Source organism: Acidihalobacter yilgarnensis, assembly GCF_001753245.1.
In the GTDB taxonomy this organism is placed as follows: domain Bacteria; phylum Pseudomonadota; class Gammaproteobacteria; order DSM-5130; family Acidihalobacteraceae; genus Acidihalobacter; species Acidihalobacter yilgarnensis.
Genome location: NZ_CP017415.1, coordinates 524,838 through 538,049 on the forward strand (window position 1 = coordinate 524,838; position 13,212 = coordinate 538,049).

11 protein-coding genes are annotated in these 13,212 nt (G+C 59.7%); 9 read left to right on the forward strand and 2 right to left on the reverse strand.

Annotation, left to right across the window (positions count from 1 at the left end; translation table 11 throughout):
* The first annotated feature begins 118 nt into the window (after positions 1–118).
* Genes BI364_RS02590 through BI364_RS02605 form a run of 4 tightly spaced genes read left to right on the forward strand, consistent with a single transcriptional unit; the run spans position 119 to position 5,169 of the window.
* Positions 119–583, forward strand: coding sequence for a hypothetical protein (locus BI364_RS02590; RefSeq protein ID WP_070077428.1), 465 nt, complete (start codon positions 119–121; stop codon positions 581–583).
* 15 nt (positions 584–598) lie between these two features.
* Entirely contained in the window at positions 599–2,983 is a 2,385-nt protein-coding gene (locus BI364_RS02595; protein WP_070077429.1) for a HEAT repeat domain-containing protein, read from the forward strand.
* An 18-nt stretch (positions 2,984–3,001) separates the two neighbouring features.
* Positions 3,002–4,102, forward strand: coding sequence for a type IV pilus twitching motility protein PilT (locus BI364_RS02600; RefSeq protein ID WP_070077430.1), 1,101 nt, complete (start codon positions 3,002–3,004; stop codon positions 4,100–4,102).
* Positions 4,099–5,169, forward strand: coding sequence for a type IV pilus twitching motility protein PilT (locus BI364_RS02605; protein WP_070077431.1), 1,071 nt, complete (start codon positions 4,099–4,101; stop codon positions 5,167–5,169). Before BI364_RS02600 ends, BI364_RS02605 begins: the two co-directional genes overlap by 4 nt.
* A 62-nt stretch (positions 5,170–5,231) precedes the next feature.
* Here BI364_RS02605 and BI364_RS02610 read toward each other — a convergent pair whose 3' ends face one another.
* Entirely contained in the window at positions 5,232–5,969 is a 738-nt protein-coding gene (locus BI364_RS02610; protein ID WP_156782597.1) for a hypothetical protein, read from the reverse strand.
* Entirely contained in the window at positions 5,969–6,517 is a 549-nt protein-coding gene (locus BI364_RS02615) for an RNA polymerase sigma factor (protein ID WP_070077433.1), read from the reverse strand. The genes BI364_RS02610 and BI364_RS02615 overlap by 1 nt, the downstream gene beginning before the upstream one ends.
* 396 nt (positions 6,518–6,913) lie before the next feature.
* Here BI364_RS02615 and BI364_RS02620 point away from each other — a divergent pair, with 396 nt between their 5' ends.
* From BI364_RS02620 to BI364_RS02640, 5 genes are all read left to right on the forward strand, one after another.
* Positions 6,914–7,384 (forward strand): DsrE family protein, encoded by a 471-nt coding sequence (locus tag BI364_RS02620; RefSeq protein ID WP_083251112.1) that lies wholly within the window; start codon positions 6,914–6,916, stop codon positions 7,382–7,384.
* 64 nt (positions 7,385–7,448) lie between these two features.
* A complete protein-coding gene (locus tag BI364_RS02625) occupies positions 7,449–8,891 on the forward strand; it encodes a porin family protein (RefSeq protein ID WP_070077434.1) in 1,443 nt (480 codons plus the stop codon).
* 173 nt (positions 8,892–9,064) lie between these two features.
* Positions 9,065–11,953 (forward strand): bifunctional [glutamate--ammonia ligase]-adenylyl-L-tyrosine phosphorylase/[glutamate--ammonia-ligase] adenylyltransferase, encoded by a 2,889-nt coding sequence (gene glnE, locus BI364_RS02630; protein WP_070077435.1) that lies wholly within the window; start codon positions 9,065–9,067, stop codon positions 11,951–11,953.
* A 48-nt stretch (positions 11,954–12,001) separates the two neighbouring features.
* Positions 12,002–12,922, forward strand: coding sequence for a branched-chain amino acid transaminase (locus BI364_RS02635; RefSeq protein ID WP_070077436.1), 921 nt, complete (start codon positions 12,002–12,004; stop codon positions 12,920–12,922).
* Positions 12,923–12,952: 30 nt separating this feature from the next.
* Positions 12,953–13,189, forward strand: coding sequence for a zinc-finger domain-containing protein (locus tag BI364_RS02640; RefSeq protein ID WP_070077437.1), 237 nt, complete (start codon positions 12,953–12,955; stop codon positions 13,187–13,189).
* Positions 13,190–13,212: the final 23 nt, after the last annotated feature.

A 13,212-nucleotide genomic window follows, 5' to 3' on the forward strand; every position in this document is an offset into this window, starting at 1 on the left:
AGAAAGATCACTTAAGTGTTTGTATGGTAATAGACCTGTCCCGCGTGTTAGCTTTAATCCCCTAAGGGCGCCGGGGCGCAGCGCCTCGATAATTTCAACGGTATTGTAGGGAGCGGACATGGCCGAGCATGCCTGGGTAGTCCCCAAGGCGTTGAAGCAGGTGCGGATGTGGATTCACCCCGAAGGACAGGTGTTGGCGGGTATCTATCTGGTCGCTACCCATCCGGGAGAGTTGCCCGCGGAACTGCCGATTGATCTGCTCAATCAGCACACACCTTTTCTGGCCTGTCAGTGTCACGGTGGCGAGTTGCGCTTCTACAACAAGAATGCGCTGGTGCGCATGGAATACGAATCCCAGGCCGAGTGTGCAATGGCGACGGACGTGACTTTGCGTGGCGAGTTCGGGTTGATGGATGGCTCGGTCTTCGTGGGCGACATTCGAGAAAATCTACCGCCGGAGCGCCGGCGTTTGTTGGATTACCTCAACGTTCATATGGAACGATTTATTCGTGTTTTTCTGGGAGAGGATACGGTGGTGTTGATCAACAAGGCATACATCGTCCGTGCCATCCCGAGAGATTGAATTGGCGATGGTGATATGAGCCTGTTTCGTGACTTTCGGACCGAGCGCCGCATTGCCCAGATGTTGGCCATTAAACAGACCAGCTCGGTGGAGGGGGTTCAGGCGCTGCAGAAGCTGCGTGAGTGTGCAGGAGAGGCGATTCCCCGCTTGGTCCGATTGCTGGCATCCGGGGACGGCGTCAACAAGGCACAGCTTGTTCAAATACTGACGAGGCTTCTGGACGACGATACCCTCCCGCACTTCCATCGGGTACTGGCAGCAGGCGATCCACGCTTGGCTCAGGCAGCGGTGGAGATTCTGCGCGGGGGGCGTGGTTACGACCCCAATCATCTGCTGGACTTTCTAGCTGACCCCGCAGTACCCAAGGCGGCCTTGCTCGACATACTTTCGGCCCAGGGCAAATTGCTCGATGCGGCCGGCATACTGCGCCAGATCAGTTACCTCGATCCCAGTGAACGCAATGTTGCATTTCGATTGCTCTCGGAAATAGCGGAGCCATCGCTGATCCCTGAATTGGTGAGTCGTGCCAATGCCAAGGATTTGCAGATACGGCAGGGTGTGGCTCGGGTATTGGGCCGTTTCGATCACCCCATGGCACATGAGGCGTTGCGCCATTTGTTGGACGACCCGGGCAAGACTGTGCGACAGCTCGCGCTTGAGGCTTTGGCCACTCATCCCGGAGCATTGGATATCGAAACGCTGTTCCGGCTGTTGCGTGACAGCGACCTCTCCATCCAGGGTCGGGCGGTGGACGCGATCATTCAGATGCACGATCCGGAAACACTGACGTATCTGATCGACGTGCTACGCGACGAATCGGAGTATGTCCGGCGGGCGGGCGTGGAAATTCTCAACGAGACCGGCGATACCACCTCGATCAAAACGCTGCTCAGAGCCATCCGCGACGACGACTGGTGGGTACGCGCGCGCGCGGCGGACGCGCTGGCCCGGATCGGTGGTAGCCGGGTCATTCAGGCGGTCGTGTTACTACTGCGCGACGAGGATGAATTCATCCGCCGTGCGGCTGTGGAAATCATGAATTCGATCAAGGACGAGGCTTCGTTTCGGCACTTGATCGATGCGTTGGCTGATTCCGACTGGTGGGTCCGCGAGCGTGCCGTGGATGCGCTGGCTAAATTGGGTAACAAGGCCGCTGTTCCGGCGTTGCTGCCGTTGTTGGAGCGAGACGATGCGACGGCAGTCGCAGTACTGCGGGCATTGATGCGACTGGGTGGGCCGGAGCAGATCGGCGTCGTGTCCGCACTGCTCAATCGCCCGGAACCGTCGGTGCGCAGCGAGGCGATGCTGGTGTTGGTCGAACTGGCCGATGCTGAGCGCGCCACGGCGATCCACGGTCTGCTGGACAAGGCTGCACGCGCCGCACCGGAGGACGAAGTGCGCGACCTCGCGCGCGACTGCGCGACTCGCTTGGGCGAGCGTTTTGCTGCACCCGGCGCGGCGGCAGAGTCCTATGCCCGTATACCGGCCGGCGACGAGGCGGATGCGGACGAATCTGAATCCGAGGTGCCGGTAATCGACGGTCCCCCGATCAAGCTCAAATTGCTGCGTGCCGGGGAATTGTTGGGGGAGCGCTATCGTCACATACGCCGGATCGGGCGCGGCGCATTCGGGACGGTTACGCTGGCCGAGGATTTGGTCCGGGGCGAGGAGGTCATACTCAAATTTTTACATCCCCAGATGGCGGTGGACGACAACATGGTGCGACGCTTTCAACGCGAACACCATTTTGCCAAGCGTATCGAACACCGTAATGTCATCCGCATTTACGATTTTTTCATGCTGGGTGGACTGTATGTGATCAGCATGGAGTACTTCCCGTCAACGGCGCTGTCCGCGGAGGTTAAGGCACATGTGCCTCTGAGTCTTGAGCGTGGCCTGCATATCGCGCATGAAGTGGCCGCCGGGATGACTGCCGCCCACGCCATCGGTATCGTCCATCGCGACCTCAAGCCAGGCAATATTCTCACCAACGAACACAATCTGGTGAAAATTGTGGATTTTGGCGTGGCTGCGGCAGTGGATAGCGCCGATACGCGCCTGACGCGTACCGGCCTGTTGGTGGGTACGCCTCGCTACATGGCGCCCGAGCAGGTACTCGGCAAATCCATAGACGCCCGTACGGATGTCTATAGTCTCGGCGTTATCCTGTACGAGATGCTTGCCGGTGCCTCGCCTTATAGCGGCGAGGACAACGTCGCGGTGATGTATCAACACGTGCAGGGTGGCGCCACCCCCCTGCACGAGCGTAACCCGGATATTTCTCGTACCCTCAGCGCCTTCGTTACGCGCATGATGGCCGTTGAACCGGACAAGCGTTTCCGCAGCATGTCCGAAGTCAGGCGCACGCTGGAACCCTTCATGCACGATCATCGGCTGTGAGGCCGGCGAGGTGGCCGCATGGCACGTATTGATGCATTTCTGAAACTCGGGCGAGAGCAAGGGTGTTCGGATGTGCATCTGGCCGTGGGGGCGCCACCGCTGCTGCGGATGAACGGTGAAATCATGCCCATCCGCTTCAGGGAATTGGGCGATCGAGAATTGCTCGGGTACATCTTCGAAATTCTGAGCGAGAACCTCAAGACACGATACCGTTTGGGTGAGGACCTGGATTTTTCATATATGTCGGAGGGTGTGGGCCGCTTTCGCGCCAACGTCTTTCGCAAGGTGAACGGTATCGGCGCCACGTTCCGCTATATCCCGTCGCATGTGCCCAGCCTAAACGATCTGGGGTTGCCCCCAGTCGTGAATCGTTTGGCCGAACATCGCCAGGGCATGGTGTTGGTGACCGGCTCTACGGGAACGGGAAAATCCACCACATTGGCGGCTATGCTCGACCTGATCAATGGGCAGGATGCCCTCAACGTGATCACGCTTGAGGATCCGATCGAGTTCATTCATACCAGCCGGCGGGCCCAAATCGTACAGCGCGAGATCGGTACCCATGTGCCGGGATTTATCGAGGGACTGCGCTCGGCCCTGCGCGAGGACCCCGACGTGATTCTCGTCGGTGAGCTACGCGATCCGGAATCGATCATGATGGCCATGGTAGCGGCTGAAACCGGTCATCTCGTGCTGGCGACACTACACACCACCACAGCGGTCAAGACCATCGACCGTATCATCGATGCCTTGCCTATGGAGCAGCGCGAGCAGGGCAAGAGTTTTCTCGCAAACAATCTACGGGGCGTCATATCGCAAGTATTGGTGCGCTCGGCAGAGGGTGGCGGTCGCCGCGTGGTGGTGGAATCACTGGCCATGACACCCGCCGTCGGACAGATGTTGCTCAGCGACAAAACCCATCAGATTCCGTCCGTCATGCAGACTGGACGTGAGGCAGGCATGCAGCTCCTCGATCAGGCCTTGCTCGATGGTATTCAACGCAAATTGATCGATCCGGACGATGCCTATCTCTACGCGCAGGACAAGAAGGCCTTCCAACGATTTGTGACCGATGCCTCGTTGCTACCGCGAGTCGGCCTGGCGGGAGGGGGGATGTGAGCCGCGTCGACCGCTGGCTGAGCGAGTTACTCGAGCGCGGCGGCTCCGATATGCACCTGATCGCGAGCCAATGTCCGAGAATGCGTCTGGATGGCCAGCTTGAGATGGTGGCCGACAGCCCGCTGGCGAGCGATGAAGTCGAGACCATGGCGGGTGAATTGCTCGGCGAGCAGGCGCGCGCGCGCTTCGAACGTGACGATGGTGTCGATTTCGCCTATCAGATGGGGGATACGGCCCGTTTTCGCGTCAATCTCTTTCGGCATCTGGGCGGCCTTGGGCTGGTCATGCGCGCTATTCCACAGGCTCCGCAGTCTCTGGAGGCGCTGAAGTTGCCGACCGTACTGCGCAGTCTTTGTCAGCATAAACAGGGACTGGTCTTGGTCACCGGCAAGACCGGTTCCGGCAAGTCGACCACGCTTGCCGCCATGGTCGATTTCATTAACACCACGCGCCGCAGCCACATCCTCACCATCGAGGACCCCATCGAATTCATGCATCAGCGTAAGCGCAGCCTGATCAGCCAGCGCGAAATCGGTGAGCATACGCCCAGCTTTGCCGCGGCGCTGCGTTCGGCGCTGCGCGAGGATCCCGATGTGATTCTGGTCGGTGAACTACGCGATCACGAAACCATCGCACTTGCAGTGACGGCTGCGGAAACTGGGATCCTGGTGCTCGGGACTTTGCATACCCGTCGCGCCGATCTGACGGTTGACCGCCTGATCAACGTATTCCCGGCCGGTAAGCAATCGCAGGTACGTATCATGCTGTCGACCTCGTTGCGCGGGGTGGTCGCTCAGCAGCTTCTGCGCCGCGCCGACGATCAAGGACGGGTCGCCGCGACGGAAGTTTTGGTGAATACCTCGGCGGTTTCGAGCTTGATCCGCGATGGCAAGGTTGGACAGCTGGAGACGGCGATGCAGAGTGGGGCGCTGATGGGCATGCAGACCATGGATGGGGATCTGCGCCGTTTGCTAGATGCCGGCATGATCAGTGGTCATGAGGCTTACGCGCATAGCACCCACAAGGAAGTATTCCGCGCCTATCTGGGTGCCGGTGAGCCGCTCTAGGCAGGAAGACGGGTGCGTGGTTTTTTGTCACGCCCAAATTTTGACTCTGACCCCGGGCCCTGTCAGATGTTGACGTACATCCAGCCTTGGCGCAGTCGTCGCACCACCTCTTCTACGGCAGAGGGGGCGACACGCACGTGCCGAATCAGGTCAACCGGTACGCCGGCTGCCTCAAGATTGTGCATGGTGATGCCGCAGGCGACGAAGTGAAGATTGGGATACTTGCGCATCATTGCCCGGATACGCGCGGCGTAGTTCGAATTATCGTTGGCCTCCAGTAGCTTCAGGCCGCCGGCATTGGCCACCACTTCGACCTCGATGCCCTGATTGCCACCCTTGTTCAATAGGTAGCTGGCCTGTTGCAACGTGCCCGCGAATTTGAGTGGATTATCGGTGGCGACATGCAGGAGTACGCGAGGGGGTTCCCCGGGTAGCGCGTCGCCGGTATCGATCTGGATGGCGCCGAGTGCGGCGAGGTGATCCGTTAGCGAGGCGTCCTCGCGTGAGTGGACCAGCCACCCACCGGCGAAGCTGAGTAGCATCAATGCGAGTACCGTGCAGCAGGCCGCCAGCGAGCGACGCTGACCGAATCCGCGTCCGCTGGCGCTGGCCTGGGGTGCCGGAGGTGGAACGAAGTAGGCCTGCTGGACCAGATCCTTGACGCGGCGCAGCTCGCAGACCTGGTTACGCAGGTTGGCGTCTTCATACATGGCTTCGAGTAATTCGGCGCGATCATCCACATCGAGTTCATTGTCGATGTAGGCGTGCAGCCGAGGATCATCACGAAATCCGGCATTCATCACTTCACCCTTCTCAGTGAGGCACGTGTGGACGTCTCGGGTTGCTGTTGTACGTCCGCCAGCGCGACCAACAGCGCCTGACGGGCGCGGCTGAGTCTGCTCATAACGGTACCAATCGGTATATCCAAAATTCGCGCCACTTCGGCATAGGCGAAGCCGTTGAGGTCGACGAGAGTGATGACCTCGCGCTGCCCAAGCGGAAGCGTCTTGATGGCGGCGCGCACGCGGTCAACCACCTGTTGGCGCTGATTGATCGTTTCGGGGGTGTCATCGCAGGGGAATGCCTCTTCGTTCAGAGGCTGGTCCGGTCGCTGGCGGCGTAGATGGCTGCGCCAGCAGTTGTGCAGGATCGCATAAAGCCAGCTTTGCAGGCGTTCGGCCTCGCGCAGTTGGCCAGCCTTCTGCAGGCCCTTGGAGATGGCCTCTTGAGCCAGATCGTCGGCCAACGATGGATCGCAACACCAGGCATAGGCCATGCGATAGAGGCGGGGCCGTTCCTCGGCGATCCGCTTCTTGATCTGTCCGGATAGGCTGATGAGATCAAACATCCCTGGCGTTTCCATAGGTTTCGGCTTAACTCCAGATACAAGACGCCCAGTATACCGAACTTATTCCAATGGGCGGTTCGGCGGGAGGCGGCCAATTGTCGCGGCTGGGTGAGGCGCACTATCGGATGATGAAATGTTCGACAATAATAATATTAGAAAACAATTATTAATTATTTAATAATTTAATTCATTTGCATTGGTGGTTTTTTGTAATTTTTTTATTTTTTTAAGTACTTGAAATATAATAAATTAATTGTAATTGTTATTTTTTGTGAAGAAATTGTGGAATAAGTGTTAAGCAGCTAGCATCATGGTTAATTGAGGAATTCCTCACCCGCGTGCTTCGGGCGTGCGGGCCTATAAATGACAAGCATCGCTATTCAGAGGGAGATAACCATGATGAGTCGATTCGTTTCCAGAGCACTTCTGGCGCTGGTGTCGCTAGGTCTTTTGGCGGCAGGTCCGGCCTCGGCCGAGATGGCGATGCCACCGATCGATCAGAAGCCCTTCGCCACCCATCACATCGTGCTGCAGATCAGCGATCCGAATCCGATGAAGCAGACGCTGGTGCTCAACGTCGCGGCCAATCTGGCCAAGTACTACGGTCCAGACAAGGTCGACCTCGAAATCGTGGCCTTCGGTCCCGGCCTGCGTTTGTTGCTCAATGACAACGTCAACAGGAAGCGCGTTGAGGCGATGGCCAAGAACTACGGCATCAAGTTCGACGCTTGCCATAACACGCTGGAGAACTTCAGCAAGCAGCTCGGCTATACGCCGAAGCTGAATCCCGAGGCGGTGCTTGTGCCGGCCGGCGCAGCGCGCATCGTTGACCTGGTGCAGCACGGCTACATTCTGATCAAGCCTTGAACGGTCGAGCGCAGAGATTCGGATTCTTACCATCCATAAAAAACTGAGAGCAGGGGAACTGTCTATGAAAAATATTTCGAAGACTGTCTTCGTCAAGAGCGTACTGGCTGTAGCAATTGCCACATCCATGGGTTTGGCCGCCCAGTCCGCCGAGGCGGCCAACTGGCTTCAACTTTATAATACTTCGCCTCCAGGCGTTTCCACGCCGGCCAAGGTGTGGGGATTTGTTCAGCCTGATTACGCCACTACCACCGGCAACACGGTCAGCGGCCTACAAGGACCCGCCTCCGTGCGGGCCTTCAATGGCGTGGCACCCAATTTCAACCTGATTGGCCCGAATCTCAGTTCCACCAACAGCTTCAATCTCCTACGCGGACGTATCGGCGTGCGCGGCAGCCTGTCGCCGCTCGACAACAAGGTCGATTACTTCGTTCTGACCGAATTCGGCAACAACGGCATGACCTATTTCGCCGGGCAGCACCCGGTGATTTCGGATGCCTTCGTGACTTGGAACACAGATCCCAAGCTCGTGCGTTTCTCGCTGGGCCTGCAGAAGGTGCCGGGCAGTTGGGAGTCACGCGTCGGTATCAATACACTGCCGTTTGTGAATTACAGCACGGCCTCGTTGCAAAACACGTTGGAGCGTTTCATCAACCCGAATGTGTCGGTGTCCTCGGCCGGTAACGGCGGTTATCAGTTCATCCCGAGCAGCAGCAACGTGACGGGCTACGGCTCCTATCGCGATATCGGCCTCAAGGTATTCAACTGGTTCGATCGCGGTCCCTGGGAATATGCCTATGCCTTCATGGTGGGCAACGGTGGCCCGATTACCGCCACCAACAACAATAATGGCATGGATACCTACGGCATGCTCCGCGCCAGCTACATCTTCAGCGGCAAGGGCCCATATCGCAACGATGCCGGCGTCTGGGTGTGGTTCCACAACGGCCAGCGCAAGATCCAGCAGATCGGCACCTACAAGCTCAATCGCTGGGGTGTGGGTGGCGAATACGGCCGTCACCAGCGTCAGGCGGGTGGTTACATCATGCATGCAGGCTACATGCAGGCCAGCGGCTGGATTCTCGCGCCCGCGCCGTTCCAGTACGACGCGAACACTGCTGCGGGCTATACCGGGCAGCCGCAGGCACTGGGTGGCTATAACAATCTGACCCAGTGGACTATCTATCCGGGTAGTAACAACAAGGCTTGGGGAGCTTATGTCCAGGGTGGTTATTACGTGACACACAACGTGCAGCTTGAACTGCGCTACGACCAATACAATCGCCTGACCAACAACGCGGCGCTGCAGCGCGACTTCAAGACTTGGACGGTGGGTGCCCAGTATTTCCTGACCAAGAACACCCGTTTGACGTTGAATTACGCGATCCAGAAGCTGGATGTGCCGCATGCGAGCGCGATCACCAATGCGGTGCAGCGCAACAATGCGCAGGCGATCGCCAACTCGATGGGCAATCGAATCGACCTCGAATTGACCGCGGTGTTCTGAGCCGACGGATAATTTAAGCGATTTTTCTCCGGTGCGGTAATAACCGCCGTTGCCCCGGCCTTGTGCCGGGGCTTCTTTTTGCGCGCAATGATTGTGCGTATGGCTGGCGTGACGGCGCCTTCTCAAGGCGTTTGACGCTTGTCTCGTCGACGCGTGCCCAGTAGTCTCCTAGGATGTTACCCGAGCTGCCTTTCCCCAATGCCGTGGCGATTTTGCCGGAGCCGCTACAAGCACAATTTGCGCGCCAGTGGGCGCGTTATCGCGAGCGTCATGTCAGCGATGAACACATGCTGGCCGGATTGCCGGATAGCCTGCCGCTTGTGTGGGCGCTGAGTGACTTCGTAGCCGAAGGCTGCATCCAGTCGCAGGATCTGCTGCGCCGCTTGGTCGACGGTGATCGCCTGTCGACGAAGGGGGCGGCGGGCCATCTGCGCGCCCGCGTACAGAATGCGCTGTCGACGGCCGCCGACGAGACGACGTTCATGCGTCTGATCCGGCAATGCCGACGTGAAGAAATGGTGCGCATCGCCTGGCGCGACCTGGCCGGGCAGGCCAACCTGGACGAAATCCTGGACGATTTGTCCGAACTGGCGGACTCGCTGATCGAGTCTGCCTTGATCTATGCCGAAACCGCGCTCGAATCGCGCTTTGGCCGACCTGATGATGGTCAGCGCCTCATCGTATTGGCCTTGGGCAAACTCGGCGGCGGCGAGCTGAATTTTTCATCCGACGTGGATCTCATCTTTGCCTACGCCGCACCGGGCGAAACGAACGGTCGGCAGCCCATCGAGCATCAGGCGTATTTCACGCGTCTGGCTCAGCGCCTGATCCGTTATCTTTCGGAGGTAACGGCTGATGGTCAGGTTTGGCGGGTGGACATGCGCCTGCGTCCATTCGGCGACGATGGGCCGTTGGTGACGCATATCGCGGCGATGGAACATTACTACGCGGCCCACGGACGCGAGTGGGAACGGTATGCCTGGATCAAGGCGCGGGTGGCCGCGGGTGACCGCAAGGCGGGCGACCGCTTATTGGCGACGTTACGTCCCTTTGTCTACCGGCGTTATCTCGATTACGGCGTCTTCGAGTCGCTGCGCGAGATGAAAGAGATGATCAACCGCGAGGCACACAAGCGCGGCGAATATGTCGACCTCAAGCGTTCGCCTGGCGGTATCCGAGAGGTGGAATTCATCGGGCAGGCCTTCCAGCTGATTCGCGCGGGCCGCGACCCGGGCTTGCAGCATCGCGGTATCCGAGAGGTGCTCTCGCGTCTTAAGGCACGTGATCTGCTGCCAGACTGGGCTGAGCGAGAGCTGCAGGAAGCGTATGCGTTTTTGCGCCAGGCGGAAAATCGCCTACAGATGCAGGCCGACCAACAAACCCACCGCCTGCCGGATGAGCCGCTGGGGCGTCTGCGACTGGCCAGAGCCATGGGTTGTGCGGATTGGCCGGTTTTTCAGGCCATGCTCGGCGAGCGTATGCGTGGCGTACATGGGCATTTCGAGCGGATTTTCGCAGCCCCCCAGGCGGAAGTGGGAGATACGTCTTCGGGGGATCAACTGGCCCGTGCCTGGCGCGAAGGTGATGCGACCGGTCTGAGAGCGGGTCTTGTCGCCGTCGGCTACGACGATCCCGATGGTGCGGCCGAACACCTGATCGCGCTTGCGAAGGGGTCCGCCATGCGCACCCTGACCGAGACTGCGCGCCAGCGGCTCGCCCAACTCGTGCCGCTGCTAGTGCGTGCAGCCGCGATCCAGGATGCGCCCGCACAAACGCTGGCGCGTACCCTCGTACTGATGCAGGCTATGTCAGGGCGTTCGGTCTATCTTGCCTTGCTGGTGGAAAGCCCGCTGGCCCTGTCCCAGCTGGTGCGTTTGTGCGCTGCCAGCCCTTGGATCGCCGAGCAGCTGGCGCGCATGCCGCTCCTGCTTGACGAACTGCTCGATCCACGCAGCTTGTATGCCCCGTTGGATCGCGAGGGTTTGGCGCGGGAGCTGGCGACGGCACTGATTGAAGTGGCGGACGATGATGTGGAGCAGCTGATGGATCGGCTGCGCCAGTTCAAGGCGGCGCAGGTGCTCAAGGTGGCAGCGGCGGATGTCACCGGCACGCTACCGCTGATGCGCGTCAGCGATCAGCTCACCTGGGTCGCGGAGGTGATACTCGATCGCGTGCTGGCCGCTGCGCGTGCGCAGCTTTCGGCGCGCTACGGCCTGCCGTGGCAGAGCAGTGAGGATCGAGAGGCGGGTTTCGGTGTCGTCGCCTATGGCAAGCTCGGTGGCATCGAATTGGGTTATGGCTCTGACCTCGACGTGGTGTTCCTCTACGAGTCCGGTGCCGGCGAGCAGCTCACGCGTGGCGACAAGCCGATCGATAACGCGGTGTATTTCGCCCGCCTGGCGCAACGGGTGATCCACCTGCTGACCACCTACACCGCGGCCGGTACGTTGTACGAAATCGACACGCGATTGCGTCCCAGCGGCGCTTCTGGCCTGCTGGTCAGCTCGCTTGATGCCTTCGACTTGTACCAGCGGAGCGAGGCCTGGGTCTGGGAGCACCAGGCCTTGGTGCGCGCGCGTTTTATCGCCGGTGCGGAGTCGGTGGCGGCGCGTTTTTCAGCCATTCGTGAGGAGATTCTGTGTCGGCAACGGGCGGGTGAAACGCTGCGCCGAGAGGTACGTGAGATGCGCGCGCGCATGTGGCAGGCTTTGGGAAGCCGCGATTCGGCACGATTCGACCTGAAAAAGGACCCTGGCGGTATCGCGGATATCGAATTTCTGGTGCAATATAACGCGCTCTTGCACGCGCATGCCTATCCGGCGCTGGTCCGCTACACGGATAATATCCGCCTTTTGCAGGCCTTGGCCGACATGGGAATTATGGACCCCGCGGACGCTATCCTGCTGACGGACGCCTACAAGGCCTACCGAGACCGCACGCATGCCCTGACGCTACAGGCGGCGCCTGCCGTGGTACCGGCGGGTGAGTTTGCCGATATGCGGATGGTGGTTGGGCGGATATGGACGGCGCAGCTTGGAAATGACGATGCGACACCCGTTTGATGGGGAGTCGATTCAACGACGAACGATGCATATCACAGGAGAAATACGATGACGATGGCCGACCGCGACGGTCTGATCTGGCTCGACGGCGAGATGGTCCCCTGGCGCGAGGCCAAGGTGCACGTGCTGACCCACACCTTGCATTACGGCATGGGCGTGTTCGAGGGCGTGCGTGCCTATAGCACCGAGCGTGGTCCGGCGATTTTCCGGCTGGAAGATCACACCCGCCGCCTGTTCAACTCGGCGAAGATTCTCGGTATGGATATCCCCTTCGATCCGGCGGTGATCTCGAAGGCGCAGATCGACATCATTCGCGAGAACAAGCTCGACAGCGCCTACATTCGTCCCATGTGCTTCTACGGTTCAGAGAGCATGGGTCTGCACGCGACCAATCTCCAGGTGCATTGCATGGTTGCCGCCTGGCCCTGGGGCAGCTATCTCGGACAGGAGGGTTTGGATCGCGGTATTCGCGTCAAGGTGTCCTCATTCAGTCGCCACCACATCAACGTCACCATGTGCCGCGCCAAATCCAATGGCAGCTACATGAACTCGATGCTGGCGGTTCAGGACGCCACGGCCTGCGGCTTCGACGAAGCCTTGCTGTTGGACACCGAGGGCTATGTGGCTGAGGGTAGCGGCGAGAACGTGTTCATCGTGCACGACGGCACGCTTTACACCCCGGACCTGACCTCGGCGCTGGATGGCATCACCCGCCGCACTATCTTCACCTTCGCCGATGCGCTCGGTATCCCGGTGCGCGAGAAGCGCATCACGCGGGACGAGGTCTACATCGCGGACGAGGCCTTCTTCACCGGGACCGCCGCCGAGGTGACCCCGATCCGCGAGATCGACGGCCGTGCCATCGGCAGCGGTTCGCGTGGACCGATCACCGAACGCCTGCAGCGCCAGTATTTCGATGTGGTGCAGGGTCGCGATGCGGGTTACGATCATTGGCTGAGCTACGTCTGAACCGAACGAAGTCAATAGGGGCCCGATAAGATGCCGAATCCGCATACCGCCGACCACCAGGATCAGTACCGCACGCCGAATGCGTCACGCGCCGTCGCCGTGACTGACGCCGATCTGCCGTTGCACTGCCCGATGCCGGGCAGCGCTTTGTGGAGCTCACATCCGCGCGTTTATCTGCCTATTGAGGATATGGCGCCGGGGCAGGATGGCCTGAGACACGCGAGCTGCCCGTACTGCGGGACCGAATACGCCTACAAGGCGGGCTGAGGTTCTGGACGCGGGCGTGGGGG

Bases quoted from the DNA above. Each gene is read 5' to 3' on its own strand.
- BI364_RS02590 (WP_070077428.1), top strand. From the start codon at position 119: ATGGCCGAGCATGCCTGGGTAGTCCCCAAGGCGTTGAAGCAGGTGCGG.
- BI364_RS02595 (WP_070077429.1), top strand. From the start codon at position 599: ATGAGCCTGTTTCGTGACTTTCGGACCGAGCGCCGCATTGCCCAGATG.
- BI364_RS02600 (WP_070077430.1), top strand. From the start codon at position 3,002: ATGGCACGTATTGATGCATTTCTGAAACTCGGGCGAGAGCAAGGGTGT.
- BI364_RS02610 (WP_156782597.1), bottom strand. From the start codon at position 5,969: ATGAATGCCGGATTTCGTGATGATCCTCGGCTGCACGCCTACATCGAC.
- BI364_RS02615 (WP_070077433.1), bottom strand. From the start codon at position 6,517: ATGTTTGATCTCATCAGCCTATCCGGACAGATCAAGAAGCGGATCGCC.
- BI364_RS02620 (WP_083251112.1), top strand. From the start codon at position 6,914: ATGATGAGTCGATTCGTTTCCAGAGCACTTCTGGCGCTGGTGTCGCTA.
- BI364_RS02625 (WP_070077434.1), top strand. From the start codon at position 7,449: ATGAAAAATATTTCGAAGACTGTCTTCGTCAAGAGCGTACTGGCTGTA.
- glnE (WP_070077435.1), top strand. From the start codon at position 9,065: ATGTTACCCGAGCTGCCTTTCCCCAATGCCGTGGCGATTTTGCCGGAG.
- BI364_RS02635 (WP_070077436.1), top strand. From the start codon at position 12,002: ATGACGATGGCCGACCGCGACGGTCTGATCTGGCTCGACGGCGAGATG.
- BI364_RS02640 (WP_070077437.1), top strand. From the start codon at position 12,953: ATGCCGAATCCGCATACCGCCGACCACCAGGATCAGTACCGCACGCCG.